Below are 24,381 nucleotides of genomic sequence, written 5' to 3' on the forward strand. Positions count from 1 at the left end.
ATTCCGCCAAGTGACCGCTCAGCCCCCCATATAACCACTCACAAACTTACCCAACTTTACGCAGCCACCGTTCTGGCAGAATGCCGTCTGACAGAGCAATCAATACCTCCTCAAACCTTACTCAACCTTAAACGGTTTCGGCCAGTTATTAATCAAAAAACCGGGTCTACTATGGACACAAAAAAACTCTTTAAACACATACCCTGGGTGATTCTTGGAATCATCGGGGCATTTTGCCTCTCGGTCGTCGCCCTGCGCCGCGGTGAGCACGTCAGTGCCCTGTGGATTGTCGTGGCGTCGGTTTCCGTTTATCTGGTGGCCTATCGCTACTACAGCTTGTACATCGCCCAGAAGGTGATGAAGCTTGACCCCACGCGCGCGACGCCGGCGGTCATCAACAACGATGGGCTGAACTATGTTCCCACCAACCGCTACGTGCTGTTCGGCCACCACTTTGCCGCCATTGCCGGGGCGGGTCCGCTGGTCGGCCCGGTGCTGGCAGCGCAAATGGGTTACCTGCCCGGCACCCTATGGCTGCTGGCGGGCGTGGTGCTGGCGGGGGCGGTGCAGGACTTTATGGTGCTGTTTATCTCCTCGCGCCGTAACGGGTCTTCCCTCGGGGAAATGATCAAAGAAGAGATGGGGCCGATTCCGGGTTCTATCGCTCTGTTTGGTTGCTTCCTGATTATGATCATCATCCTCGCGGTACTGGCGCTGATCGTAGTAAAAGCGCTGGCAGAGAGCCCATGGGGCGTCTTTACCGTTTGCTCGACCGTGCCGATCGCGCTGTTTATGGGGATCTACATGCGCTTCCTGCGCCCCGGTCGCGTGGGTGAAGTATCGGTGATTGGTATCGTACTGCTGGTGGCCTCTATCTATTTCGGCGGCGTGATTGCCCATGACCCGTACTGGGGCCCGGCGCTGACCTTTAAAGACACCACCATTACCTTCACCCTGATTGGCTATGCGTTTATCTCCGCTCTGCTGCCGGTATGGCTGATTCTGGCACCGCGTGACTACCTCGCCACCTTCCTGAAAATCGGCGTTATCGTCGGTCTGGCACTGGGCATCGTGATCCTCAACCCGGACCTGAAAATGCCGGCGGTGACCCAGTACATCGATGGTACCGGTCCGCTGTGGAAAGGCGCGCTGTTCCCGTTCCTGTTTATCACCATCGCCTGTGGTGCAGTATCTGGCTTCCATGCGCTGATCGCATCCGGCACTACGCCGAAGCTGCTGGCGAATGAAACCGACGCCCGCTTTATCGGCTACGGTGCAATGCTGATGGAGTCCTTCGTGGCGGTGATGGCGCTGGTAGCAGCTTCTATCATTGAACCAGGCCTCTACTTTGCGATGAATACCCCGCCGGCCGGTCTGGGCATTGTGATGCCAAACCTGCACGAAATGGGTGGCGAAAATGCGGCAATGATCGCTGCACAACTGAAAGAAGTCACCGTTCACGCGGCGGCAACCGTCAGCTCCTGGGGCTTCGTCATCACCCCTGAGCAGATCCTGCAAACGGCGAAAGATATCGGTGAACCGTCGGTACTGAACCGCGCAGGTGGCGCACCAACGCTGGCCGTCGGTATCGCCCACGTGTTCCACAAAATCATCCCGATGGCGGATATGGGCTTCTGGTACCACTTCGGTATTCTGTTTGAAGCGCTGTTTATCCTCACCGCGCTGGATGCCGGTACCCGTGCCGGTCGCTTTATGCTCCAGGATCTGCTGGGTAACTTCGTACCGTTCCTCAAGAAAACCGACTCGCTGGTCGCCGGGATTGTCGGCACCGCTGGCTGCGTTGGCCTGTGGGGTTATCTGCTGTATCAGGGCGTTGTCGACCCGCTGGGCGGCGTCAAGAGCCTGTGGCCGCTGTTTGGTATCTCGAACCAGATGCTGGCTGCCGTGGCGCTGGTGCTGGGTACCGTGGTGCTGGTCAAAATGCAGCGTACTAAATACATCTGGGTTACCGTGATCCCGGCGGCATGGCTGCTGCTGTGCACCACCTGGGCGCTGGGTCTGAAACTGTTCAGCACCAACCCGCAGATGGAAGGTTTCTTCTTCATGGCTCAGCAGTACAAAGAGAAGATTGCCGCCGGCGGTGAACTGAGCGCGCAGCAGATTGCCAACATGAACCATATCGTGGTGAACAACTACACCAACGCCGGGTTGAGCATTCTGTTCCTGGTGGTGGTTTACAGCATCATCTTCTACGGCATCAAAACCTGGCTCAACGTGCGTAACAATAAAGTGCGCACCGACAAAGAGACGCCGTACGTACCGGTTCCGGAAGGTGGCGTGAAGACCTCTTCGCATCACTAACCCCTCATGCCCGGTGCAGCTGATTGCACCGGGTTTTATCTTTATATCCAATGGATTTCGGGCGGCATCGAGACGGCAACGCAGAGGCAGTCCGAAAGACAAAGGGTATATCTGGATGGCACTATGTTTGGTAACTTGGGTCAGGCAAAAAAATACCTCGGTCAGGCGGCGAAGATGCTGATTGGCATTCCGGACTACGATAATTATGTCGAACACATGAAAGCCAACCATCCCGATAAGCCGTACATGACCTACGATGAATTCTTTCGCGAGCGCCAGCAGGCCCGCTACGGCGGTGACGGCAAAGGTGGCGTGCGCTGCTGTTAAATGGAGGCAAAATGGCACCGATTGCAGTGACCCTGTTGACCGGCTTTCTTGGCGCGGGAAAAACCACCCTGCTGCGCCATATTCTCAATGCACAGCACGGGTTTAAGATTGCCGTCATTGAAAACGAATTTGGTGAAGTCGCGGTAGATGACCAGCTGATTGGCGACCGCGCCACCCAGATCAAAACCCTGACTAACGGCTGCATCTGCTGCACCCGCTCGAACGAGCTGGAAGATGCGCTGCTCGACCTGCTCGACAGCCGCGATCGCGGCGAAATTGATTTTGACCGGCTGGTGATTGAGTGTACCGGCATGGCCGACCCCGGCCCGATTATTCAGACCTTTTTCTCCCATGAGATACTGTGCGAGCGCTATCTGCTGGACGGCGTGATTGCGCTGGTGGATGCGGTCCATGCTGACCAGCGGATGAGCCAGTTCACCATTGCCCAGTCGCAGGTGGGCTACGCCGACCGTATTCTGCTGACCAAAACCGACGTCGCAGGCAACAGCGATGCCTTACGGGAACGATTGACGCGCATCAACGCCCGGGCGCCGGTTTATACCGTGACCCATGGCGATATCGATCTGAGCCTGCTGTTTAATACCAGCGGCTTTATGCTGGAAGAGAACGTGGTCAACAATAAACCGCGCTTCCACTTTATGGCAGATAAACAGAACGACGTCGCCTCTATCGTGGTCGAGCTGGATTACCCGGTCGATATCAGCGCAGTTTCCAGGGTAATGGAAAATCTGCTGCTCTCTTTCGCCGAACAGCTGATGCGCTATAAAGGGATGCTGTGGATTGACGGCGAGCCGAACCGCCTGCTGTTCCAGGGCGTCCAGCGCCTGTACAGCGCCGACTGGGACCGCCCCTGGGGCGACGAAACGCCACACAGTACGCTGGTGTTTATCGGCATTAATCTGCCGGAAGAAGAGATCCGCGCGGCGTTTGCCGGCTTGCGTCGCTAACCGCTCCAACCGGCGTTGGTTATCGTGGCTTCCGGGCGAGTATCGCCCGGTCATCGCGACCTGATAATCTCTTCTTCGGGCAGGCCGGTAATTCGCAGAACCCTCTCCAGCGCAAGTCCTTCTGCCAGCAGGGTGCGGGCAATACGCACCGCTTCCGCACGCTGGCCTTCGAGCCGCCCTTCAAGCCGCCCTTCCTGCTTTCCTTTTCGGCGTCCTGCTTCACGAAGTCTTTCCGCAATCGTCATCAGCTCCTCCTTGTGTTGCGGCACCCGTCGGGCAAGTTCCTGAATAAACTGGCCAAAACGGCGAGTATCGCCGGAATACACCAGATAATTAAACAGCGTTTTCAACTGGCTGTCATTAGTATATTCCTTAACCAAAATGAAAATAAGCTGCTCGGTTAACCCCGACAGATCGCGCCGGCGGATATGCTTTTGCATGAACTCCAGCAGCGCGACGCGGCGGTGCCGGGCGATCTCGTCATCTGGGATCACCGTAATATCCACCAGCGGAAAAGCCGTGGCATAAAGTTCATGGGCCTCAGCCGGATGGCTGAAGTCATCGAGCCAGCATAACGAGTGAGGATATGGGGTCGCGATACCGTGATAGAACAGCATCGGTATCACCAGCGGCAGGCGCTGATGCCCGGCATCGAGATGGCGCTGCATAGCGGCAATGGCATAACGCATCAGCCGGAACGCCATATGCGCGTCCGGCGAACTTTGGTGCTCTATAACGACATAAATATAACCATCGCCAGCGGTCGTTTTTAGCGACCACAGCACATCGGCGTAACAGGCGCGCAGGTCCTCTTCAATAAAGCTCGCGGATTCAAGCTGCATCGTCTCTAGGTCGCAACGTTGGCGTAGCGAAGCAGGCAGATGGATCTCGAGAAAATCGCGAGCCGTATCCTGATGCCGCAAAAATCGCTTAAAAACCGCATCATGCGGCGTCGACGTTGCATTTTTTTTCATTGTGGCCTGCCCGTGCGACGGATAATGACCACGACTCTACCTGCCAGCAAACCTTAAAACACCTCACCGTTTCAGGGTTTACGAGCCGGGCCGGAAACGCTTTTTCCCCGATGGTAATAACGACATATTTTCTGCAGCCTGCTCGCAGAAATTCACGAGACCAGACCGAAGACAGCCCCGGGCAGGCGTGCTATAAACGAGCCATCCCCTCAGCAAAGGAGCATGCCGTGAGCCTTACCCGTGACATTGTGCAGGCCTTCTGGCGCGATGAAACACTGCCCTGGCTGGAACTGCGCAGCACCCGGCACAGTCGTCAGGCCTATAAACGCCATCGCCATCCGCAACTGTCGCTGGGGGCCATTATCGCCGGGGAAACCTGCTGCCAGTGCGACGGGCAAACGTATCTGCTGCAGCCGGGCGATCTGATCGTTATCCCGGCAAACGCGCCACACAGCTGTAACCCGTGCGAGGGTCGGCCACGCAGCTACCATATGTTGTACCTCGACATGGCGTGGTGCCTGCAACAGCTGCCGCCTCTCCCGCCCCAGACGCAGCTGCATGCGCCACAACCGGTGATCCGGAACCGCCAGCTTTTCGACCGCTATCAGCAGATAGTGGCCCTGATGGCGCAGCAGCAAACAACAAATCTGCCCACGCTGGTGGCGCAGTTGCTCCGCTCGCTGCCGCTGCACGCCGCCGCGGTGCCGCCGCTGCGCGACACCAGCTCGCAGCTTTCTCATCGTCTGGCAACGGACCCGCAGGCTCCACCTTCGCTCGATGTCCTGGCCCACGAGTTCGCCTTGCGTAAAGAGACGCTGATCCGCACCTTCAAGCAGGATACCGGCCTGACGCCCGTCAGTTATATGAACATGACGCGCATCGAATTTGCCAAAGCGCGGCTGCGCGCCGGGGATGAGATAGCCGACGTCGGCTATCAGGCCGGTTTTGCCGACCAGAGCCACTTCCATAAAACCTTTGTCAGCTACACCGCCGCCACACCAGGTCAGTACGCCGCAAGGCCGATCAATATCAAACAATAAGTTATGTTTTCTCTGACGTAGGCTGACCGCTGATTTATTCAGAGGTCACTATGGATATATTTACGTCGTTTTTTCCGCCCGCCTTTCCGGCGCTGGCCCTCTCCCACTTCGTCGCCCTGCTCAGTCCAGGGCCCGATTTCTTTTTACTGATGGGTTACGCCCTGCGCTATCGCCTGCGCGGCAGCGTCGGCCTGTGCCTTGGCATCGCCGTCGGCAACGGGCTGTACATTGTGCTGGCGATTATCGGCTGGGGCGTACTGCGTCAGGCGCCGCTGCTGTTTACGGTGGTTGAACTGCTGGGCGCGGCGTATTTACTGTGGATTGGCCGCCAGTTGCTGAAAAGCGCCCCGGCCCCCCTGGCGTGGCAGGCCGCGCGCGATACCCGTCCCTCGGCGGGTAAACAGCTGCTGCTGGGGCTAGGTTCGTCGCTGCTCAATCCCAAGAACGCCCTGTTTTATCTGGCATTAATGACTTCGCTGCTCGGTCCCGATGTCACCTTGCTCCAGCAGACAAGCTGCGGTATCTGGATGGTCAGCGTGGTGCTGATATGGGATCTCTTGCTGGTGTCGCTAATGGCGCTGGGGCCAGTCCAGCATCGCTTATCCGGTATAATCTGGCGCGTCGAGCGGGCGGCGGGCGCGGTACTGATGGGCTTTGGCCTGTGGATTATGTGGCAGTTTTTGCATGAGTCCGCCGTCAGGTTATATGCTTAAAGCCTATGGAAAAACTCGCTGAACTGAAACGCGCCAAACTCCTGGCACTGTCGCTACTGCTGATTGCGGTCGCCATTTTTATCACCACGCTGCTGCTGCCGCCGACGCCGTGGGTCAGCGCGCTGAAGGCTGTCTCCGAAGCGGCGATGGTCGGAGCGCTGGCCGACTGGTTTGCGGTGGTGGCACTGTTTCGCCCAATTCCGCTGCCGTTTATCTCCCGGCATACGGCAATTATTCCGCGCAATAAAGATCGGATCGCTGATAACCTCGGCTATTTCGTGCAGGAGAAGTTTCTCGATACCCCATCGCTGGTGGCGCTGATTCGCCGCTATGAACCAGCCCTGATGCTCGGTAACTGGTTCAGCCAGCCGGCAAACGCCCGGCGGGTGGGCCACCACCTGCTACAGGTGATGAGCGGTTTTCTGGAATTGACCGACGACGCACGCATTCAGCGCCTGCTGCGCCGGGCGGTACATAAGGCCATAGATAAGGTCGACCTGACGCAAACCAGCGCCATGATGCTGGAGGGATTAACCCGCAATAACCGTCATCAGAAGCTGCTGGACTCGCTGATTTCCCAGCTTATCACGCTGCTGCAGCGCGACAGTTCACGTGCCTTTGTGGCCCGCGGGATCGTCCGCTGGCTGGAGACCGAGCACCCGCTGAAGGCCAAAATCCTGCCTACCGAATGGCTGGGCGAGCACAGTGCTGAAATGGTCACCGATGCGGTGAATACGCTGCTCGACGAGGTTACCCAGGATCGCAGCCATCAGATCCGCCAGGCCTTCGATCGGGCGACGTTGAAACTGATCGACAACCTGAAAACCGATCCGCTAATGGCGGAAAAAGCGGAGAACATGAAGGCCTGGCTGAAAAACGATGAGACTTTTAACCGCTATCTCGGCGAGGTGTGGGCCGACCTACGGGCGTGGATTAAAAACGATGTCAGCAGTGACGACTCGCGGATACAGCAGCGGATTGCCGATGCCGGGCAGTGGTTCGGCGAGACGTTAGTCCATGATGAGGCGCTACGCGAGTCGTTGAACGAACACCTTGAGCAGGCGGCACATCGGGTTGCTCCGGAGTTTGCCACCTTCCTGACCCGCCATATCAGCGATACGGTGAAGAGCTGGGATGCACGGGATATGTCACGGCAGATTGAACTCAATATTGGTAAAGATCTGCAGTATATCCGCATTAACGGCACCCTTGTCGGCGGCAGCATCGGCCTGGTCCTGTGGTTACTTTCGCAGATCCCGGCGCTGTTCCTGCATTAAGCGGAGAAAACAGTGGCCCCGCCGCGCTGGCAGGGCCCTGTCATTAGCCGATACGGGTAAAGCCGGCATCCAGATCGGCAATCAGATCATCAACATCTTCCAGCCCGATATGTACCCTGATCAGCGTCCCGCTGAAGTCAACATCCCCGGCCGGGCGAATGCTGTTCAGCTCCTCCGGCTGGTTCGCCAGAATCAGTGACTCAAACCCGCCCCAGGAGTAGGCCATGTGGAACAGGGTAAAGTTATCGAGAAACGCCGCCAACTGCTCGTCGGTCAGCCGTTTTTTCAGGATGAAGGAGAACAGGCCTGAGCTGCCCGTGAAGTCACGCTGAAAACAGGCATGTCCGGGGCATTCGGCCAGTGCCGGGTGATTCACCCGCGCCACCTCTGGTCGCGCCGACAGCCAGCGCGCAATCTGGATACTGCTTACTTCATGTTGTTTAAGGCGCACCGCCAGCGTGCGTAACCCACGGCTACCGTTATAGGCGGTATCGGCATCCAGCGTCTGGCCCATCAGGTAGGAGTTTTCACGTAAACGATCCCAGCAGCGGGCGTTGGACACCGCCGTCCCCAGCATCGCATCCGAATGACCAATGATGTACTTGGTACCTGCCTGAATAGAAATATCCACGCCGAGATCCAACGCCTTGAACAGCACGCCTGCCGCCCAGGTGTTATCGATCATAATGACGATCTCCGGATTCACCGCGCGGATCGCTTTCACCATGCCCGGCACATCCTGTACCTCCATGGTGATCGAGCTGGGGGATTCCAGAAAGACCACTTTCGTTTCAGGACGCAGCAGCCGGGTAATATCAGCGCCGATCAATGGGTCGTAATAGGTGGTTTCAACGTTGAATTTACTGAGGATCTTATTGCAAAAGTCCTGCGTCGGTTCATAAGCCGCGCCGGTCATCAGGATATGGTCGCCGCTTTGTACAAACGCCAGAATGGCATTAGTCACTGCCGCCGCGCCACAGGGATAGAGCGCACAGCCCGCACCGCCTTCCAGCTCGCTCATTGCCTGCTGAAAGGCAAAATGGGTGTAGGTCCCGCGGCGGCCGTAAAACAGCTCGCCATTGGCACGATTGGCGGTGGCAAATTTTTTGTCTTTCACCGTCTCAAAGACCAGCGAAGAGGCGCGCTGGATCACCGGATTCACCGCTCCCTGGGTGTAGCGCTTGTCGCGCCCGGCGATAACTAACTGCGTGTCGAGTTTGAGTTTCTTGTTCATAACGTCTCCTGTGACATCCTTTTATCCGTGGGCAAATTTATGCAGCAGCTGCTGTGGAATTAAGCTCAGCCTGTGCCTGCTTTTTTCCGGCGAAGCGCTCCACAATTTGCGCGGCGTTCAAATCATGAATCACGTTGATCAGGGTAGCCGGGGCATCGGTGATGGTGCCGAGCACCACCAGCATCGGGATCGCTTCCATCGGCAGTCCCAGCGTGGTGACAATAAAAATTTCCCCGAGGAAGGCCCCGCCCGGCACGCCGCCGACGATAATGGCGGAGAGCACGGCGATCAGCATGGTCAGGAAGAAGGTTTCGGTGGTGAATTCCATCCCCAGCACCGAATAGATAAAGACGATCTTCAGCGCGGCAATCATTGCCACCCCGCCTTTATTGAGATTCACCAGTAGCGGAATAGAGACATCGACGATTTCCGGGTTAATGCCCATCGCTTTACCAGCGCGCAACGTCACAGGCAACGTCCCTAATGAGGAGCAGGTCCCGAGTGCGGTTGCTGAAGGCTCCACCGCATTGCGCCAGAACGCCTTCACCGCCGGTATACCACCCCCGATCCAGGAATATAAAATGGACCCGAAGATAAAATAGACCAGCGTGGCCACCATAAACAGGCCAATCGCCCGCGCAAAGGTCAGCAGCAGCGCGGAATCCTGGCTGGCCATCGTCGCGGCAAAATAGCAGCCGAGGCCGACTGGCGCGACTTTCATAATGATTGAGACAATCTTCATAATGACGGTATTGGCATCTTCCAGCAGCGAGGCGATGCGTTTACCCGCCTGCTCCGATTGCCCAATGGCGACGCCGGCAATAATCGCCATCACGATCAGCGCCAGAATATTGGACTTTGAAAACAGCCCGATAAAATCGCTGGTGGTAATCATGCTGACAAAATCCATCTGCCCGCTGCCCGCCTGTACCGACTGCGAGAGATCGATAGTGACGCCCTGCGCCGGGTTGTACCATAACGCCAGCGCAACGATGCCTGCCGCCGGAATAAATGCCATGGCGATCGAGACAATAAAGATAATCGCCATAATACGCCCCAGCCTTTTCAGGTCGGTCATACTGGCAATCGACGACATGACGCTGATACCCACCAGCGGAACAATAATCATAAATAACAGGTTGAGGAATATCTGACCTATCGGTTGCAGCTTACCAGCCAGCCCCGGGGCGTAAATACCAGTCAGGCCGCCAATCACCAGAGCAATTAATAAAATAATAGAGGATTTGTAGGGTTCGAGTCGTGACCACATAACCGGTACCTTTAATTAAAATTATATTGATGAGATGAAATTCACAAAGTAATAACTTTTCGTGCCGCCTCCTTGTATTTTGTGATGCAACTCACTTAACTTGTTATTTTTTCATTTTGCCAGCAAGTTGTTTCCTGTGATTCAATAGTCACATGTTTTACGCACGAATGTAACGGCTCATTCGTACCGTTTTTGCAAATCACTTGTGAATTAAAGGAAAGAATGAGCAACCCCATCTCGTTAAAGCATCTGGAGTTTTTTATCAAGATTGTCGACTGCGGAGGATTATCAGAGGCCGCCGCACAGCTTAACGTCTCCCCCTCGGCGGTTAGCAAAAGCCTCTCCGCGATGGAAGATACCCTGGGAACCACTTTAATTAAGCGCACGACCCGCAGTATTACCCTGACCGATGCCGGGCAATATTTGTTTAATCGCGCCAATAAGTTACTAAAAGAGTTTGATGACACCTTAAATACCACCTCCGGCTATTATCATAATCCGCAGGGTGAATTACGTATTACCTGCTCTATTGCCTTTGGTTACTCCCGGCTGGTCAACCTGGTGGATAAATATCGTCAGCAATATCCGGATGTAAATCTGTATATTGATCTGAACGATAATTTCGTCAATCTTAATGACACCGATTTTGATATCGCCTTACGTATTTCCACCGCCCCACCGCAAAACTACGCCATGCGTAAACTGGTCCCCATCCGCTGGGCCTATTGCGCATCGCCTGGCTACCTTGCGAAGAAAGGCATGCCCGTACGACGCAGCGATCTGGTGAATCATGATTGCCTGGTTTACCCCGGTCTGACGCCGGTCCTGAAGGTGGCAGATGAGCAGGATCGCCTGCATCAGCTGAAGCTGCACATGCCGATCCAGGCCAACAGCAGCCTGGTACTGTTAAAATCAGTACTGGAAGATCAAGGTGTGGCCTATCTGCCCACCTATTTAATCGGCGATCATATTCAGAAAGAAGAAATCACGCCGCTGATCCTCGATGGCACCATTACCTGCGAAACGCATACACTGTATGCGCTCTATTTCCCCAGCAAATACAGCAATCCTAAGGTACGATCGTTTATCGATTTTCTGGTGGCAGAATTAGGTCCGGTGCCGGCATGGGACAACTGGATCCCGCACTAGCACCGGCGTCCCGCGATCCGTATTTTGTGGTGACTTCTGACCCCTTTTTAAGGAGCTAAAAATGGCTGATATCAACCTGACCTCCGCCGAACGCGACCTGTTACGCGAAAAGCTGTGCACCTACTGTGAGAATAATTTTGACCTCGAACTGGAGCAGTTTGACGCCGAATTCTTTGTCGATTTTATCGCAAAAGAGCTGGGGCCCATGTTCTATAACGCCGGGATTGAGGAGGCGATCCGCACCCACGTCGCCTACAGCGAGCGCATTCAGGAAGAGATGGATTTGAAAAAGGTCTATTAGCGCCGGACAAAATGCGCCACAGGGGCTTCCCGGTCAGACAGCGTGGCCTGGCCGGGTTGATGCTAATCGGTAATAACAAACCGCGTCGGTGCAAAGCAGTTCAGAATACGGTGTACGAGGAAGACCAGCGTCAGGGTCACGATCAGCGACGTGGTCACCGAAGTGATGCGGTAGAGATCGCTGAAGATCAGATCCTGGTCCGGGTGCAGGTTCTGACCGAACATAATCCCGATAGTGGTGATACTGGCGAAGCCCACCCCTGCACCAACCTTTTCCATCACATGCAGGCGGGCGCTAAAGGCCAGGCCCAGGCCAATCAGCGGCATCATCAATACCATATGATTGCTGAAATCATAGATAACCAGCTGCACTACCAGGATATAGAGACAAGAGAGCACCACGCCCACCACGCGCCATACTGAACTTATCACCGCGCCGCGATAGTGCATCGGGAATAAAATCAGGATCCCCGCCATCAGCGCCGAGAGAGAATCGCTCAGATCGCACATCTGGAAAACCACAAAAATCAGCGTCGCAACGGTACCAGAGAGGAGCGATTCATGGCGCACGCGGGCGGCGTCTTTCTCGATTCGCGGCGGTGGCTTACGCGGTTCGACGTCAGGGATCAGGTAATGCATCAAGGCGCTGAGCGCCACCGCCATCACGCAGGCTTCCATATTCGAAAACAGTAGCGTGTGCCAGTTGCTGCTGGTGTAGCTCATAAAGTTGAGCATGGTGCTCTGACAGACCACGCCCATCGACCCCAGCAGGAACAGCGGCCCCTGGCTCATAAACCGAAAGCGCATTACGTAAAGGCCAAAAACCACCAGCGTCATGACGATCGGCCATTGCGACAGATACCCGACAATCAATACCATTTCAACGCAGTTCACTGCCGCGCTGAAGATAAACTGTCTGGCAACGTGCCGGTTGAATACCGGCACCAGCGACAGCAGCATCAGCGGATAGACCACGAAGAAAACGCCATACTGCACATCGTAGAAGGTCGATATGCTCAGCGATATCATCCCGGCAAAGGCGATACGCAACGTCTGGCGAAAATCATTTGCCGTGTAGACGATATTGCCGTGCGGGGTGAAGACGCGCGCCAGCGTATTAATAGACATAGTGCAGCAGGCTCACCAGATGGATCTGTACGCCGGCAAAGGTGCGGGCAAACGGGCCATCGCTGTTGTAGAGCTGTACCGTGGCTCGCGCACCGGTCGGCAGCGCTTTCTCCAGCGGCTCATTGAGGGCGACATGAATGCGCATACGTTGGGCATCACGTACCCATCGCGTGGATTGTTCCGGCTGCGATAGCTGGCCATTGACCTCTTCCTGTCCGGCTAAAATCCCGGCGTCGCTGCTGGTGACGTGTGCCGGAAACACCTTGCCCGGCAGGGCATCAAAGACGACGGCGGCATCGGTATCCACGGCGGTATGGCGCAGGCTTTTCTCGCGGAAATCGGCGACGATATCGGTATGGTTGCTGACCAGCGCCAGCAGCGGCGTGGCTGCCGTAGCATACAGTCCCGGATTGAGCTGCAGGTTGCTTACCATTCCGTCCGTTTCCGCATGGACTTTACTCCAGCCGAGGTTGAGCTGCGCCTCTTCCAGGGCGTTGCGGTATTTTTGCAGCGTCACGTTACGGCTATCGTCGCGCTCTCCGCGCTGGATGAGCAGGTTCTGAATGCTGGCATTCAGCGCGCTGACTGATTGCTCGCTGGTCTGCCAGGTGGTGCGCACCTTATCCAGATCCGATTGCGAGACATTTTGCATGGTGCTCAGGCGCTGATAGCGGTCAAGCGTCACTTTGTCGTTGCGGGCGGTGTATTGCGCCGTGCGAAGGTTGGCACGCGCGGCGGCAATTTGCGCATCCAGCTGCTGGTTGCTCAGCTTCGCCTGTTCAAAGGCGATCTGCGCGGCCTGGACTTTGTTGATAAACGGCGTGGGATCCAGCTCATAGAGCAGATCGCCTTTTTTCACCTGGCTATTGTTGTGTACATAGACCTGGGATACATAGCCGGAGACCCGGGGCGATACCGGCGTCACCACCCGCATCACGGTTGAATCCGGCGTCAGCGGGATCCAGATATCGGCAACAATAAACCAGGCGAATATGACAAGGAAAGCGGCAATACTTACCCTTACCCAACGGGCAAACTTTTGTTCTGGCGTCATCATAGTGTGTTAGATCTTGTTATCTTCTTCGCGGATTGTCCGCAAATTGCAGGCGATTTGATTTAATGTGGCACTGAAAGTCTCGAGGTCGGCCTCGGGAATGGTGCGGGTGACGCGGGCTTGATAAACCTCAATCACGCGGTTCAGCGTTTCCAGCGTCGAGCGACCTTCCGCCGTGAGCGTCAGCAGACGTATGCGTTTGTCATAGGGAGAGGTTGAACGCACCAGGTAGCCCTGGTTTTCAAGCTGCGTGAGGGTGCGCATCAGCGGCGGCAGTTCAATGCCCTGCACTTCCGCCAGTTCGCTGACCGAGACGTTGCACCCCAGTTGATGCAGCTGCATCAGTACCGTCCAGCTTGACTGAGTCAGGCCGGTATCGGTGATGGCAGCGTCGATAGTTGCGCGCCACTGGCGCACCACCATCGCCATTCGCATCCCCATCGGGCGGCGGGCAAACAGTTCGTCTTCGGTCATGTTTCTTTCCTCAGTTAGCTGACAAGAAAATAATACTTATCAGGGTAAGTATCAAGAAACAGCCGATGTAGCAGCATCAATTGATAAATATTGTGAATGCATTATCGCGAGGTTGCCGGATAACGGTAGCCCGGATAAGGCGTCCGCGCCGCCATCCGGGGATCCCCCGGTGCGCTACGCTTACCGGAGCGACAAACCGGGGGACAAGCCAGGTAGCATTTTTTAATTGACCTGATCCCGTCGTAACCCTACATCTTTTAGTTGTTCGTCGCTCATTCGCTGCAAAACCCGCCGCGTTCTCTGCCTGATCCACCATTTTCTGATCATCCGCCCTACTAAAATAAAGCCGATAAACGGCTGTCTTGCCCGGTTCTCATGAAATTCCATCCTTTACCTCCTCACCTTGCCAGAGGCTTTATCTTCGCGGATCCGAGGCCTGACAATACAGATGCACAAATCACTTTTCTTTAACATACAGATTGGCTAAAACGGTATCTGCGTGGCGTTTTTTCCAGCCATCTGTACTGGTTTATTTATCTGTATGGCGACTACAAGGGATACAGCATGACGCGTTACCAACATCTGGCCAATCTGCTGGCGGAACGTATTGAACAAGGGCTGTATCGCGACGGCGAAAAGCTGCCTTCGGTGCGCAATCTGAGTCAGGAGCACGGCGTCAGCATCAGTACCGTTCAGCAGGCCTACCAGACCCTGGAACAACAGCGGCTGATCACCCCGCAGCCTCGCTCCGGCTATTTTGTGGCCCCGCGCAAAGCCCAGCCGCCGGTGCCGCCGATGTCGCGTCCGGTTCAGCGCCCGGTCGAGATCACCCAATGGGATCAGGTGCTGACTATGCTCGACGCGCGTAACGACAAATCGATTATTCCGTTCGGCGGCGGCTCACCGGACGTTACCCAGCCCAGCCTGAAACCACTCTGGCGCGAACTCAGCCGGGTGATACAACATAATCTCAGCGAAGTGCTCAACTATGATGAACTGGCGGGGCGTCGTGAACTGCGTGAACAGATTGCCCGCCTGATGCTCGACGGCGGTTCCGTGGTCACCGCCAACGATCTGGTGATGACCAGCGGCTGCCACAACGCTCTGTCTTTGGCCCTGCTGTCGGTGTGCCAGCCCGGTGATATCGTCGCCGTTGAATCGCCGACCTATTACGGCACGATGCAGTTGCTTCGGGGACTGGGGATCAAAGCCATTGAAATCCCAACCGATCCGGACAGCGGGATCAGTATTGAAGCGCTGGAACTGGCGCTGGAGCAGTGGCCGATCAAAGGGGTGATTCTGGTGCCTAACTGCAATAACCCGCAGGGGTTTATCATGCCGGATGCCCGTAAGCGCGCGATCCTGACCCTCGCCCAGCGCCACGATATCGTGATATTCGAGGATGATATTTATGGCGAACTGGCCACCGATTATCCCCGTCCGCGCACGATCCATTCCTGGGATATCGACGGCCGGGTGATACTCTGTAGCTCTTTTACCAAGACTATCGCACCGGGTCTGCGCATCGGCTGGATCGCACCGGGCCGCTATTACGATCGCCTGCTGCAGATGAAATACGCCGCCAGTGGTACTAACGTACCCTCCACGCAGCTGGCGGCCTCCACCTTTATTCGTGAAGGACACTACCATCGCCACGTGCGGCGGATGCGCCAGATCTACCAGCGCAACATGGAGATTTACACCTGCTGGCTGCGGGAATATTTCCCCTGCGGGATCTGCGTTACCCGCCCGAAAGGCGGCTATATGCTGTGGGTGGAGCTGCCTGAACATGTCGACATGGTCTGCGTCGCCCAGCAACTGTGCCGTATGAAAATCCAGGTCGCGCCGGGATCGCTGTTTTCAGCCTCAGGGAAATACCGCAACTGTCTGCGAATCAACTGCGCGCTGCCGCCAGTTGAAAAGCACCGGGAGGTGATGGTCCAACTGGGGATGGCGGTAAAAGTCGCAATGGAGCAGGCGCCAGAATAAGGTTATCGCCTGTTGAACCCCGGTTGCGCTGCGCTGACCGGGGCTACAGATGCCCCGCCGTTGGTAGTAGGTAGCCCGGACAAGGCGCAAAGCGCCGCCTCCGGGGAGTTGTACTTACCGGGGCTACAGATGCCCTGCCGTTGGTAGCCCGGACAAGGCGCAAAGCGCCGCCTCCGGGGAGCTGTGCTGACCGGGGCTACAGATACCCCGCCGTTGGTAGTAGGTAGCCCGGACAAGGCGCAAAGCGCCGCCTCCGGGGAGTTGTGCTTACCGGGGCTACAGATACCCCGCCGTTGGTAGTTGGTAGCCCGGACAAGGCGCAAAGCGCCGCCTCCGGGGAGTTGTACTTACCGGGGCTACAGATGCCCCGCCGTTGGTAGCCCGGACAAGGCGCAAAGCGCCGCCTCCGGGGAGCTGTGCTGACCGGGGCTACAGATGCCCCGCCGTTGGTAGTAGGTAGCCCGGACAAGGCGCAATGCGCCGCCTCCGGGGAGCTGTGCTGACCGGGGCTACAGACACCCCCGCCGTTGGTAGCCCGGACAAGGCGCAAAGCGCCGCCTCCGGGGAGTGGCGCTCACCGGTTCTGCCCACGACGCACTTCCCTTCACTCATCAAAAAACACCATGCCTTTATAGGGCTGCTCACGACATGCCGCCAGGCGCTGGGCAAGGTTACCAACGTGTAGTTCCAGCTTGTGGCCATCGGGGTCGAGGAAGTAATGCGATGCTCCTTCGCTGCGGTTCACCTTCCACACCGCCACTCCTGCCACCTCCAGTCGCGCAGCAAACCCGGCGAAATCGGCCTCGGTAACACTAAACGCGTAGTGGGTGTAGTCGCTCTCTTCCGGTGGGGTCACGCGCCGCTGCGGATCCAGCGACAGGCACAGCCACAGATCGCCACAGGAAAGATAGGCACCGTTGTCCCAGCGGGCGTGCAGTTTCATCCCTAACAGCTGCTGATAAAATACGACGCTCGACGCCAGCTCGCTGACCGCCAGGGTCAGATGATTTAATCCGCTTAACATGACTTATCCTCTAATGACCTCACAATCTGCTGGCGCAGCCAGCGGTGCGCCGGGTCACGGTGCCAGCGCTCGTGCCACAGCATCAGCATATCAAACCCGGCAATTGCCAGCGGTGGTTCGATAACCGTCAGTCCGCTCATCCCGCGCAGCAGCCGCTCCGGCAACATAGCAACCAAATCGCTGCTACGCAGCGTTTCCAGCATAAACAGGAAATGTGGCACTGAAAGGACAACCCGCCGCGAATACCCAAGGTTGGCCAGTGCAGTATCGGTTGCGGCGCTGAAACCACCGCCGTCCGGAGAGACAATAACCTGATCCAACTGGCAAAACTGCGCCAGATCCAAAGACGCCTGCAGCGCGGGATGTCCCGCTCTGCCCGCCAGCACGTAACGCTCGCTGAACAACAGCCGCTGATGTAGCTCCTGCGGGGCGCCGTCACGGGTATGAAAGAACAGATCGACCTCGTCACGCTCCGCCTGCTGGACCAGACGGGAAGGCTGGAGCTCGAAGATAGCCAGTCGGCTTGACGGGGAAGCGCTACGTAGGGTTTTCAGCGCCGGCAGCACAATCGCCGAGGCCATATAGTCCGTAGCCGCAATTCGCCAGGTCTGTGTCGCCGTCAGCGGTTCGAAGATGTCGGCGGGAGCTACCGCCAACTCCAGCGCCAGTAGGGCATCACGTAGCGGCCCGCGTAGCGCATCGGCACGGGCGGTGGGCAGCATCCCACGTGGCCCTGGTAATAGCAGCGGGTCGGCAAAAATTTCCCGCAGGCGCGCCAGCTGGATGCTGACCGACGGCTGCGACAGATTGAGCCGTTGCGCCGCGCGCGTGACGTTATTCTCACTCAGCAACACATCGAGCGTGCGCAGCAGGTTGAGATCCAGACGATGTAAATTAATCACAGCTATACCTGGGATTTAAGTAATTAATTTCTACTATAGCGACCAACCACCTACTCTGCAGCTTTCCATCACTCAGAGGTGATTATCATGAAAGTACTGCTGATTTACGCCCATCCGGAGCCGCGCTCCCTGAACGGTGCGCTCAAAGATTTTGCCGTCCAGCATCTGCAAAATTCCGGTCATGAGGTGCAGGTTTCCGATCTCTACGCCATGCGCTGGAAAGCAGGTTTTGATGCTGACGACAGCACGGCTCCGCCGGTCGGCGAGTTCTGGCGCTCGACGCTCGATTCAAAGCAGGCCTTTGAACAGGGAACCCAAAGCGCGGATATCGTTGCGGAACAAGAGAAGCTGCTGTGGGCGGATACGGTGGTTTTCCAGTTTCCGCTGTGGTGGTTCTCGATGCCGGCAATAATGAAGGGCTGGATTGACCGGGTTTACGCCTATGGTTTTGCCTATGGTGTCGGGGAACACAGCGACCGCCACTGGGGCGACCGTTACGGCGAAGGTACCCTGACCGGTAAACGGGCAATGCTGGTTGTCACTACCGGCGGATGGGAGGAACATTACGCCCCACGGGGAATTAACGGACCGATTAACGATATTCTGTTTCCGATCCAGCACGGAATGCTGTTTTACCCCGGCTTTGAGGTGCTGCCACCACTGGTGTTTTACCGTACGGAAAAAACAGACCAGCAGCGCTTTGCGCAACAGTGCCGAGAGCTGGGACTGCGACTAGATACGCTGGGGGAAGCCACGCCAATCCCGTTCCGTCGGCAAAATCACGGCGACTACCTAATCCCATCCCTGGCGCTTCGCCCGGAACTGGCAGCCGGGGAAAGCGGGCTGGCAATCCATTTGAACACGATGTGAATCTTTCATGGTGGTATTCGCGCACAACGAATACCACCAACATGAATAATGTTAATTGTGAGCCTCCACGCAATAACGACAATCCACCTCATGACGCTGGCCCTCATCTTGATCGCTATCAAGAATAATCATACCGTCTGGTCGGTATGATCTCGTCCATGAAAACGGAAGCTCAGCATCGCAAAAAAGATCCCGTCCGCCTGCATCGCCAACTGCTTGAGTCCGCGGCGATGATTGCCGGCAGAGATGGCATTGCCGCACTCTCATTAAACGCCGTCGCGCGTGAAGCCGGGGTCAGCAAAGGTGGTCTTTTACACCATTTTCCCAATAAGCAGGCCCTGATATTCGCCCTGTTTGCCCGGCTGCTGGCCATTATGGAAAAGGCCATCGCGGAGCTCATGGCTGCCGATAACATCGCTTACGGTCGCTTTACCCGCGCGTATTTGCATTATCTGTCTGCCCCTGAACTGACCGGCACCCACGAAAGCCGTCAGTTGATGGTACTGTCGCTGGCGATGCCGGATGAACCGGTACTGCGAAAATGCTGGCGCGACTGGATGCTGGCCCATCTGGCACAGGGCGATGCGCTGGATAACAGCCACACCGGTACCCTGGTGCGCTATGCCGCAGACGGCATCTGGCTGTCAGAGCTAACGGAGGGGCCCACCATGAACGCCGATCATCGCCAGTCGCTGGTGAGCGATCTGACGATGATGACGCTGCCGGCGTAAACACTATCCGGCGCCAGACTGATAACAACATAGCCTGATGAGACAGGCGCTGAGATCGAGGCCGCGATGCGCTACAACATCAATGCCCGTCTGATTTATGATGCAACGGACGGCACCCTCACCCTCCCGGGGAGCAATGAACCAGACAGCCAGTTGTCCATCACCGCCAGCGCGCTGCTGTACTATTTCCTGTGCCACACCGGCGTTATCAGCCGCAATGAGGTATTGAAAAAAGTATGGGATGACAATGGCTTAACCTCATCAAACAGCAATCTCAACCAGTATCTGAGCATGCTGCGTAAAACCTTCCGCCACTACGATATCGATAACATCATCGTCACCGTATCGCGCGGCATGTTACAGCTCAATCCCGAGCTCACCATCGACCTCATGGACGCCGCACCGGCGATACCCCTGGCAACGGCCATCACCGCCGCAGAGGTGAATAACGCACCCGATGCGCAACCGCTCCCGCAGCCCAGCGCCCCGGTAGCAGAAACACCAAAAACGGCACCGCCAGGCCATCGCCGGGGCACCTGCTGGTACCTTGCCGGCGTCTGCCTGCTGGTCATCGCCCTGCTGCTGGTGATGAGCGCTTTCGTCGGCCATTCGCCACCCCGACCGATTACGCTGACCCAGATGCACCATAGCCAGTGTGAACTGTTGGCCAGTGATGAGATGCTGCGCTCCGTGTCGGCCACCGCCTACGGCGCAAACTTTGATGAGGTGCGCCAACGACTGAAGCTGGAGTGCAAGCCCGGCGAACGTTTTGTTTTCTTCTACGGCGACAGACTGGAAACCAATGGCCTCGGCCGGGTGTTCCTTGCCCACTGCGCCATGCATGAAGACAACCCGTTCAGCTATTGCGATAACTATTTCTACTACTCCTGGAAGCCGCAATGAAACTCGCGCCACGCTCCTTCTTCGCCTTCTCCACCCTGGTATTTATCGCCGCCGCCGGCGTCAGCACCTGGAAACTGCTGCCCGTAGAAAAAGAGGGCGTGATGAGCTGTTCAACCAAAGCCATCATGCGCTTTGAAAACATGGATAAAGAGAACGTCAACGGCAATATTCATTTCACTTTTGCCACAGGCGGCAAAGGCTCAATGGTGGTGGAGGGTTATACCGACTCCGCCGCCGGCTGGCTCTATCTGCAACGCTACGTCAAATTTAACTACAGCAGCCAACGCATCTCCCCCACCGAGCGCCACTACCGCATCAGCAAGTGGGAATCCAGCGCGTCATCCATCGACGAGTCTCCGGACGTTATCTTTGCCTACTTTATGCGTGAAATGTCAGACAGCCATGACGGCCTGTTTCTCAATGCCCAGAAGCTCAACGAGAAAGCAATCCTGCTCAGCTCCATCAATTCGCCGCTGTTTGTCTGCACGCTGAAATCCGGCAGCCAGCTCGATTAACCCCACCACATAATATTGCTCGCCGCTCCAGCTCAGGAAACCGCACTTTTTGCTTTTAGCCTCCGCGAAAAAATACGATCGTAGCCACACTTTCACGAGGGTTAAATTACCCCTTCTCCGCAATAAATTAGCATCCCGTTAACATTCCCCATCGCCCGGTTCTGCACAGCAAAAACCGCCATATCCAGCGCCAAATCACTCCCAGCGCATCAGCACAAACAGATAAATACAGTATTCACAAACGCTAAATTGCAGAACAAAAAACTAAAAACAGACGTCTTGCGAATTTAAATTTCACTTATATCCCTACGCCCTATAGTGACTTTCGAACGCCGCTACCGCGTGTTGACGCCGTGACGCGGACGGTTTTCCCGAATCACAAAACTTGTTCTGGAGGAGATCACCATGGGTGATGCATTGGGGCTTATTGAAACCAAAGGCCTGGTGGCCTGCATTGAAGCGGCGGATGCGATGTGCAAGTCCGCCAACGTCGAGTTGATTAGCTATGAAAACATCGGCTCCGGGTTGGTCACCGTCATGGTGAAGGGCGACGTCGGTGCCGTCAAAGCCGCAGTCGATTCCGGCGTGGAATCGGCGCAGCGCATCGGCGAAGTGGTGACCTCGCTGGTTATCGCCCGTCCGCATAACGACATCAACAAAATCGTCATTAAACACAAGGCTTAAGGCCGGGAGAACGCAAATGGGTGATGCATTAGGTCTGATTGAAACCAAAGGTCTGGTGGCCTGTATTGAAGCGGCTGATGCGATGTGTAAAGCCGCCAACGTCGAGCTGATTGGCTATGAAAACGTCGGCTCCGGGCTGGTCACCGCGATGGTGAAAGGCGATGTCGGCGCGGTCAAGGCAGCGGTGGATTCCGGCGTGGAGTCCGCACAGCGCATCGGGGAAGTGGTGACCTCACTGGTTATCGCCCGTCCACATAACGACATCAACAAAATTGTCGCGCATTACAAAGTCGCGGAATAACGGGAGACAACATGATGAAAGAAGCACTTGGTCTCATTGAAACCAAAGGTCTGGTGGCCTGTATTGAAGCGGCAGATGCGATGTGCAAAGCCGCCAACGTCGAGCTGATTGGCTATGAAAACGTCGGCTCCGGGCTGGTCACCGCGATGGTGAAAGGCGATGTCGGCGCCGTTAACGCCGCCGTTGACTCCGGCGTGGAAGCGGCAAAACGCATCGGCGAAGTGGTCACCTCTCGCGTCATTGCCCGCCCGCATAACGATATCGAAAAAATCGCGTCGCAGCACAAGGCATGACCTGACAGGGCACGCCCCGTCCCCACTCTTTTCGTCTGATGAAGGATAGACTCATGATTGAACTGGATAACGATTTGCAGTCCCGCCAGAACGCGCGGGAACTGGTGCGCAGCGCCAAAAAGGCTCAGGCGATTCTGGCCACCTTTTCGCAGCAACAAATCGACGCCATCGTGAAAAACGTGGCCCAGGAAGCAGCGCACCACGCCGAAACGCTGGCGAAAATGGCCGCGGAAGAAACCGGGTTCGGCAACTGGCAGGACAAGGTGCTGAAGAACCGTTTCGCTTCGCTGCGCGTCTACGACGCCATCAAAGATATGAAGACCGTCGGCATCATTCATGACGATCCGCTTAAAAAAGTGATGGACGTGGGCGTGCCGCTGGGGGTGATTTGTGCGCTGGTCCCTTCGACCAACCCAACCTCTACCGTTATCTATAAAACGCTGATCGCCCTGAAAGCCGGCAACGCGATTATCTTCTCTCCGCATCCAGGGGCACGCCAGTGCAGCTGGAAAGCGATTGAGATAGTCGCCCGCGCTGCCGAAGCGGCAGGCGCACCGGCAGGCTGCGTCAGCGGCATTACCGAACTGACGCTGGATGCCACCTCTGAACTGATGCACAGCAAAGAGGTCTCGCTGATCCTCGCCACCGGCGGTGAAGGCATGGTACGGGCGGCCTACGCTTCCGGCACGCCAACCATCAGCGGCGGCCCGGGGAACGGCCCGGCCTTTATCGAACGTAGCGCCGATATTCACCATGCGGTGAAAGATATTATCACCAGTAAAACCTTCGATAATGGCGTGATCTGCGCCTCTGAGCAGTCGATCATCGTCGAACGCTGCATTTATGATGAAGTGCACCGTGAGCTGGAAGCCCAGGGCACGTACTTCATGAATGAAGCTGAAGCGGCCAAAATGGCGGCGCTGCTGCTGCGCCCGAACGGCACCATTAACCCGAAAGTGGTCGGCAAAACCGCCCTCTATCTCAGCCAGCTTGCCGGCTTCAGCGTACCTGCCAGCACCAAAGTACTGATCGCCGAACAGACCACCGTCTGCCACAAGAATCCCTACTCTCGTGAAAAGCTGTGCCCGGTACTCGGCCTGTATGTCGAAGAGGACTGGAAAGCAGCCTGCCATCGCGTGATGGAGCTGCTGACCAACGAAGGGCTCGGCCACACGCTGGTTATCCATACCCGCAACCAGGATGTGATTCGCCAGTTCTGCCTCGAAAAACCCGTGAACCGTATTTTGATCAACACCCCGGCGGCGCTGGGCGGCATTGGGGCGACCACCAATATCACCCCGGCACTAACCCTCGGCTGCGGTGCGGTCGGCGGCGGCTCCAGCTCCGATAACGTCGGGCCGATGAACCTGCTTAACATCCGCAAAGTGGGCTACGGCGTGCGATCTATCGATGAACTACGCGCCCCAGGCAGCCGCCCGGAACCGCAGCCAGCCATCGTCACCCCGAGCAGTAACCCGCATCACAGCATCGTCGACGATCAACGCTTCCGCGCACCGACGGCGGTGACCCACGATGCCCAGGCCGATGACCGCTTTGCCGTTCCCGCAATCGCCGGGATGCAGAGCGAGATTAACGAGCAAAACGTGGAACGCGTCATCCGCCAGGTGCTGGAACGCCTTGGTAAGTAACACTTTGATATAAGGCGATAAAAACGATGATTCTCGCAAAGGTAGTCGGCCATGTCGTCGCCACGCAGAAATGCGCTGAGCTACGCGGTAGCAACCTGCTGCTGATCGTCAAATTAGACGATAACCAGCAGCCAATGAAGGACCAGACCTGGGTCGCCGTCGATAGCGTTGGCGCTGGCATGCACGACATTGTCCTGGCAGAAGCGTATTTCTCGCTCAACCAGGCGCACTACAAAGCCATGTCGGTGGTTGCCATTGTCGAGAACGTGTTTCGGGACGCTTAAGGAGTG

26 protein-coding genes and 1 pseudogene are annotated in these 24,381 nt (G+C 56.5%); 18 read left to right on the forward strand and 9 right to left on the reverse strand.

Translation table 11 applies throughout. The annotated features are described in order from the left end of the window. Window positions 1-171 precede the first annotated feature (171 nt). The 3 genes from ACMYSP_RS09455 to yjiA all read left to right on the forward strand — a co-directional run bounded on the left by ACMYSP_RS09455 (window position 172) and on the right by yjiA (window position 3,617). A complete protein-coding gene (locus ACMYSP_RS09455; RefSeq protein ID WP_434586486.1) occupies window positions 172-2,322 on the forward strand; it encodes a carbon starvation CstA family protein in 2,151 nt (716 codons plus the stop codon). A 123-nt stretch (window positions 2,323-2,445) separates the two neighbouring features. Further along, window positions 2,446-2,649 carry a YbdD/YjiX family protein gene (locus tag ACMYSP_RS09460; RefSeq protein WP_434586487.1) on the forward strand — a complete coding sequence of 68 codons (204 nt, stop codon included), beginning with the start codon at window positions 2,446-2,448 and terminating at the stop codon, window positions 2,647-2,649. Window positions 2,650-2,660: 11 nt separating this feature from the next. Beyond that, the gene (gene yjiA / locus ACMYSP_RS09465) at window positions 2,661-3,617 is read left to right on the forward strand and encodes a GTPase (protein ID WP_434586488.1); all 957 of its coding nucleotides are present in this window, start codon (window positions 2,661-2,663) and stop codon (window positions 3,615-3,617) included. A 50-nt stretch (window positions 3,618-3,667) separates the two neighbouring features. On the opposite strand, the gene ACMYSP_RS09470 is transcribed toward yjiA, so the two are convergent. Further along, entirely contained in the window at window positions 3,668-4,591 is a 924-nt protein-coding gene (locus tag ACMYSP_RS09470) for an Rpn family recombination-promoting nuclease/putative transposase (protein WP_434586489.1), read from the reverse strand. A gap of 227 nt (window positions 4,592-4,818) precedes the next feature. Between ACMYSP_RS09470 and ACMYSP_RS09475 the strand changes: the two are divergent. From ACMYSP_RS09475 to ACMYSP_RS09485, 3 genes and pseudogenes are all read left to right on the forward strand, one after another. Further along, window positions 4,819-5,647: pseudogene (locus ACMYSP_RS09475) on the forward strand (helix-turn-helix domain-containing protein). Window positions 5,648-5,681: 34 nt separating this feature from the next. Then, a complete protein-coding gene (locus ACMYSP_RS09480; protein ID WP_434586490.1) occupies window positions 5,682-6,344 on the forward strand; it encodes a LysE family translocator in 663 nt (220 codons plus the stop codon). Between the two features lie 5 nt (window positions 6,345-6,349). Next, a complete protein-coding gene (locus ACMYSP_RS09485) occupies window positions 6,350-7,621 on the forward strand; it encodes a DUF445 domain-containing protein (RefSeq protein WP_434586491.1) in 1,272 nt (423 codons plus the stop codon). A gap of 43 nt (window positions 7,622-7,664) precedes the next feature. Here ACMYSP_RS09485 and metC read toward each other — a convergent pair whose 3' ends face one another. Then, window positions 7,665-8,855 (reverse strand): cystathionine beta-lyase, encoded by a 1,191-nt coding sequence (gene metC / locus ACMYSP_RS09490; RefSeq protein ID WP_434586492.1) that lies wholly within the window; start codon window positions 8,853-8,855, stop codon window positions 7,665-7,667. Window positions 8,856-8,892: 37 nt separating this feature from the next. Beyond that, window positions 8,893-10,125 (reverse strand): dicarboxylate/amino acid:cation symporter, encoded by a 1,233-nt coding sequence (locus tag ACMYSP_RS09495; RefSeq protein WP_434586493.1) that lies wholly within the window; start codon window positions 10,123-10,125, stop codon window positions 8,893-8,895. Between the two features lie 222 nt (window positions 10,126-10,347). Here ACMYSP_RS09495 and ACMYSP_RS09500 point away from each other — a divergent pair, with 222 nt between their 5' ends. Both ACMYSP_RS09500 and ACMYSP_RS09505 read left to right on the forward strand, forming a co-directional pair. Then, a complete protein-coding gene (locus ACMYSP_RS09500) occupies window positions 10,348-11,274 on the forward strand; it encodes a LysR family transcriptional regulator (protein WP_434586494.1) in 927 nt (308 codons plus the stop codon). A gap of 61 nt (window positions 11,275-11,335) precedes the next feature. Beyond that, complete coding sequence (locus ACMYSP_RS09505) at window positions 11,336-11,575, forward strand: DUF2164 domain-containing protein (RefSeq protein WP_434586495.1); 240 nt, start codon at window positions 11,336-11,338, stop codon at window positions 11,573-11,575. A 62-nt stretch (window positions 11,576-11,637) separates the two neighbouring features. Here ACMYSP_RS09505 and ACMYSP_RS09510 read toward each other — a convergent pair whose 3' ends face one another. The 4 genes from ACMYSP_RS09510 to ACMYSP_RS09525 form a co-directional block, all read right to left on the reverse strand. Next, window positions 11,638-12,702 carry a DUF2955 domain-containing protein gene (locus ACMYSP_RS09510; protein WP_434586496.1) on the reverse strand — a complete coding sequence of 355 codons (1,065 nt, stop codon included), beginning with the start codon at window positions 12,700-12,702 and terminating at the stop codon, window positions 11,638-11,640. After that, the gene (locus tag ACMYSP_RS09515) at window positions 12,692-13,759 is read right to left on the reverse strand and encodes an HlyD family secretion protein (protein ID WP_434586497.1); all 1,068 of its coding nucleotides are present in this window, start codon (window positions 13,757-13,759) and stop codon (window positions 12,692-12,694) included. Before ACMYSP_RS09515 ends, ACMYSP_RS09510 begins: the two co-directional genes overlap by 11 nt. Window positions 13,760-13,765: 6 nt before the next feature. Next, window positions 13,766-14,230 (reverse strand): MarR family winged helix-turn-helix transcriptional regulator, encoded by a 465-nt coding sequence (locus tag ACMYSP_RS09520; RefSeq protein WP_123757673.1) that lies wholly within the window; start codon window positions 14,228-14,230, stop codon window positions 13,766-13,768. Between the two features lie 222 nt (window positions 14,231-14,452). After that, complete coding sequence (locus ACMYSP_RS09525; protein ID WP_434586498.1) at window positions 14,453-14,617, reverse strand: DUF1127 domain-containing protein; 165 nt, start codon at window positions 14,615-14,617, stop codon at window positions 14,453-14,455. A 177-nt stretch (window positions 14,618-14,794) separates the two neighbouring features. On the opposite strand from ACMYSP_RS09525, the gene ACMYSP_RS09530 reads away from it, so the two are divergent. Then, on the forward strand, window positions 14,795-16,219 hold the full coding sequence (locus ACMYSP_RS09530; RefSeq protein ID WP_434586499.1) for a PLP-dependent aminotransferase family protein: 1,425 nt from the start codon (window positions 14,795-14,797) through the stop codon (window positions 16,217-16,219). A gap of 604 nt (window positions 16,220-16,823) precedes the next feature. On the opposite strand, the gene ACMYSP_RS09535 is transcribed toward ACMYSP_RS09530, so the two are convergent. Then, window positions 16,824-17,243, reverse strand: a complete 420-nt coding sequence (locus ACMYSP_RS09535) for a FosA family fosfomycin resistance glutathione transferase (RefSeq protein ID WP_434586501.1) — start codon at window positions 17,241-17,243, stop codon at window positions 16,824-16,826. Continuing rightward, window positions 17,237-18,145 carry a LysR family transcriptional regulator gene (locus ACMYSP_RS09540; protein ID WP_434586502.1) on the reverse strand — a complete coding sequence of 303 codons (909 nt, stop codon included), beginning with the start codon at window positions 18,143-18,145 and terminating at the stop codon, window positions 17,237-17,239. Before ACMYSP_RS09540 ends, ACMYSP_RS09535 begins: the two co-directional genes overlap by 7 nt. Before the next feature lie 87 nt (window positions 18,146-18,232). Here ACMYSP_RS09540 and ACMYSP_RS09545 point away from each other — a divergent pair, with 87 nt between their 5' ends. The 9 genes from ACMYSP_RS09545 to ACMYSP_RS09585 all read left to right on the forward strand — a co-directional run bounded on the left by ACMYSP_RS09545 (window position 18,233) and on the right by ACMYSP_RS09585 (window position 24,375). Beyond that, window positions 18,233-19,015, forward strand: coding sequence for an NAD(P)H-dependent oxidoreductase (locus tag ACMYSP_RS09545; protein ID WP_434586503.1), 783 nt, complete (start codon window positions 18,233-18,235; stop codon window positions 19,013-19,015). Between the two features lie 146 nt (window positions 19,016-19,161). Beyond that, the gene (locus ACMYSP_RS09550) at window positions 19,162-19,746 is read left to right on the forward strand and encodes a TetR/AcrR family transcriptional regulator (RefSeq protein ID WP_434586505.1); all 585 of its coding nucleotides are present in this window, start codon (window positions 19,162-19,164) and stop codon (window positions 19,744-19,746) included. 66 nt (window positions 19,747-19,812) lie between these two features. Next, on the forward strand, window positions 19,813-20,649 hold the full coding sequence (locus ACMYSP_RS09555; protein ID WP_434586506.1) for a winged helix-turn-helix domain-containing protein: 837 nt from the start codon (window positions 19,813-19,815) through the stop codon (window positions 20,647-20,649). After that, window positions 20,646-21,164, forward strand: a complete 519-nt coding sequence (locus tag ACMYSP_RS09560; RefSeq protein WP_434586507.1) for a FidL-like protein — start codon at window positions 20,646-20,648, stop codon at window positions 21,162-21,164. Before ACMYSP_RS09555 ends, ACMYSP_RS09560 begins: the two co-directional genes overlap by 4 nt. 405 nt (window positions 21,165-21,569) lie before the next feature. Next, a complete protein-coding gene (locus ACMYSP_RS09565) occupies window positions 21,570-21,848 on the forward strand; it encodes a BMC domain-containing protein (RefSeq protein WP_010634659.1) in 279 nt (92 codons plus the stop codon). Between the two features lie 16 nt (window positions 21,849-21,864). Next, entirely contained in the window at window positions 21,865-22,149 is a 285-nt protein-coding gene (locus tag ACMYSP_RS09570; RefSeq protein ID WP_041143877.1) for a BMC domain-containing protein, read from the forward strand. 14 nt (window positions 22,150-22,163) lie between these two features. Next, the gene (locus ACMYSP_RS09575) at window positions 22,164-22,442 is read left to right on the forward strand and encodes a BMC domain-containing protein (RefSeq protein ID WP_015585230.1); all 279 of its coding nucleotides are present in this window, start codon (window positions 22,164-22,166) and stop codon (window positions 22,440-22,442) included. Window positions 22,443-22,495: 53 nt separating this feature from the next. Beyond that, window positions 22,496-24,091: an acetaldehyde dehydrogenase (acetylating) gene (locus ACMYSP_RS09580; protein ID WP_434586510.1), complete on the forward strand. Its 1,596-nt coding sequence runs from the start codon at window positions 22,496-22,498 to the stop codon at window positions 24,089-24,091. Between the two features lie 26 nt (window positions 24,092-24,117). Then, window positions 24,118-24,375, forward strand: a complete 258-nt coding sequence (locus tag ACMYSP_RS09585; protein WP_434586513.1) for a EutN/CcmL family microcompartment protein — start codon at window positions 24,118-24,120, stop codon at window positions 24,373-24,375. The last annotated feature ends 6 nt before the right edge of the window (window positions 24,376-24,381 follow it).

It is taken from the genome of Klebsiella sp. R390 (genome assembly GCF_051131745.1).
Lineage (GTDB): Bacteria > Pseudomonadota > Gammaproteobacteria > Enterobacterales > Enterobacteriaceae > Klebsiella.

Excerpts from the sequence above, each read along its gene's own strand:
- ACMYSP_RS09550 (WP_434586505.1), top strand. The coding sequence starts at position 19,162 with ATGATCTCGTCCATGAAAACGGAAGCTCAGCATCGCAAAAAAGATCCC.
- ACMYSP_RS09530 (WP_434586499.1), top strand. The coding sequence starts at position 14,795 with ATGACGCGTTACCAACATCTGGCCAATCTGCTGGCGGAACGTATTGAA.
- ACMYSP_RS09525 (WP_434586498.1), bottom strand. The coding sequence starts at position 14,617 with ATGGAATTTCATGAGAACCGGGCAAGACAGCCGTTTATCGGCTTTATT.
- yjiA (WP_434586488.1), top strand. The coding sequence starts at position 2,661 with ATGGCACCGATTGCAGTGACCCTGTTGACCGGCTTTCTTGGCGCGGGA.
- ACMYSP_RS09560 (WP_434586507.1), top strand. The coding sequence starts at position 20,646 with ATGAAACTCGCGCCACGCTCCTTCTTCGCCTTCTCCACCCTGGTATTT.
- ACMYSP_RS09555 (WP_434586506.1), top strand. The coding sequence starts at position 19,813 with ATGCGCTACAACATCAATGCCCGTCTGATTTATGATGCAACGGACGGC.
- ACMYSP_RS09480 (WP_434586490.1), top strand. The coding sequence starts at position 5,682 with ATGGATATATTTACGTCGTTTTTTCCGCCCGCCTTTCCGGCGCTGGCC.
- ACMYSP_RS09455 (WP_434586486.1), top strand. The coding sequence starts at position 172 with ATGGACACAAAAAAACTCTTTAAACACATACCCTGGGTGATTCTTGGA.
- ACMYSP_RS09495 (WP_434586493.1), bottom strand. The coding sequence starts at position 10,125 with ATGTGGTCACGACTCGAACCCTACAAATCCTCTATTATTTTATTAATT.
- ACMYSP_RS09500 (WP_434586494.1), top strand. The coding sequence starts at position 10,348 with ATGAGCAACCCCATCTCGTTAAAGCATCTGGAGTTTTTTATCAAGATT.
- ACMYSP_RS09575 (WP_015585230.1), top strand. The coding sequence starts at position 22,164 with ATGAAAGAAGCACTTGGTCTCATTGAAACCAAAGGTCTGGTGGCCTGT.
- ACMYSP_RS09470 (WP_434586489.1), bottom strand. The coding sequence starts at position 4,591 with ATGAAAAAAAATGCAACGTCGACGCCGCATGATGCGGTTTTTAAGCGA.
- ACMYSP_RS09485 (WP_434586491.1), top strand. The coding sequence starts at position 6,350 with ATGGAAAAACTCGCTGAACTGAAACGCGCCAAACTCCTGGCACTGTCG.
- ACMYSP_RS09505 (WP_434586495.1), top strand. The coding sequence starts at position 11,336 with ATGGCTGATATCAACCTGACCTCCGCCGAACGCGACCTGTTACGCGAA.
- metC (WP_434586492.1), bottom strand. The coding sequence starts at position 8,855 with ATGAACAAGAAACTCAAACTCGACACGCAGTTAGTTATCGCCGGGCGC.
- ACMYSP_RS09580 (WP_434586510.1), top strand. The coding sequence starts at position 22,496 with ATGATTGAACTGGATAACGATTTGCAGTCCCGCCAGAACGCGCGGGAA.
- ACMYSP_RS09535 (WP_434586501.1), bottom strand. The coding sequence starts at position 17,243 with ATGTTAAGCGGATTAAATCATCTGACCCTGGCGGTCAGCGAGCTGGCG.
- ACMYSP_RS09520 (WP_123757673.1), bottom strand. The coding sequence starts at position 14,230 with ATGACCGAAGACGAACTGTTTGCCCGCCGCCCGATGGGGATGCGAATG.
- ACMYSP_RS09570 (WP_041143877.1), top strand. The coding sequence starts at position 21,865 with ATGGGTGATGCATTAGGTCTGATTGAAACCAAAGGTCTGGTGGCCTGT.
- ACMYSP_RS09515 (WP_434586497.1), bottom strand. The coding sequence starts at position 13,759 with ATGATGACGCCAGAACAAAAGTTTGCCCGTTGGGTAAGGGTAAGTATT.
- ACMYSP_RS09565 (WP_010634659.1), top strand. The coding sequence starts at position 21,570 with ATGGGTGATGCATTGGGGCTTATTGAAACCAAAGGCCTGGTGGCCTGC.
- ACMYSP_RS09460 (WP_434586487.1), top strand. The coding sequence starts at position 2,446 with ATGTTTGGTAACTTGGGTCAGGCAAAAAAATACCTCGGTCAGGCGGCG.
- ACMYSP_RS09585 (WP_434586513.1), top strand. The coding sequence starts at position 24,118 with ATGATTCTCGCAAAGGTAGTCGGCCATGTCGTCGCCACGCAGAAATGC.
- ACMYSP_RS09545 (WP_434586503.1), top strand. The coding sequence starts at position 18,233 with ATGAAAGTACTGCTGATTTACGCCCATCCGGAGCCGCGCTCCCTGAAC.
- ACMYSP_RS09510 (WP_434586496.1), bottom strand. The coding sequence starts at position 12,702 with ATGTCTATTAATACGCTGGCGCGCGTCTTCACCCCGCACGGCAATATC.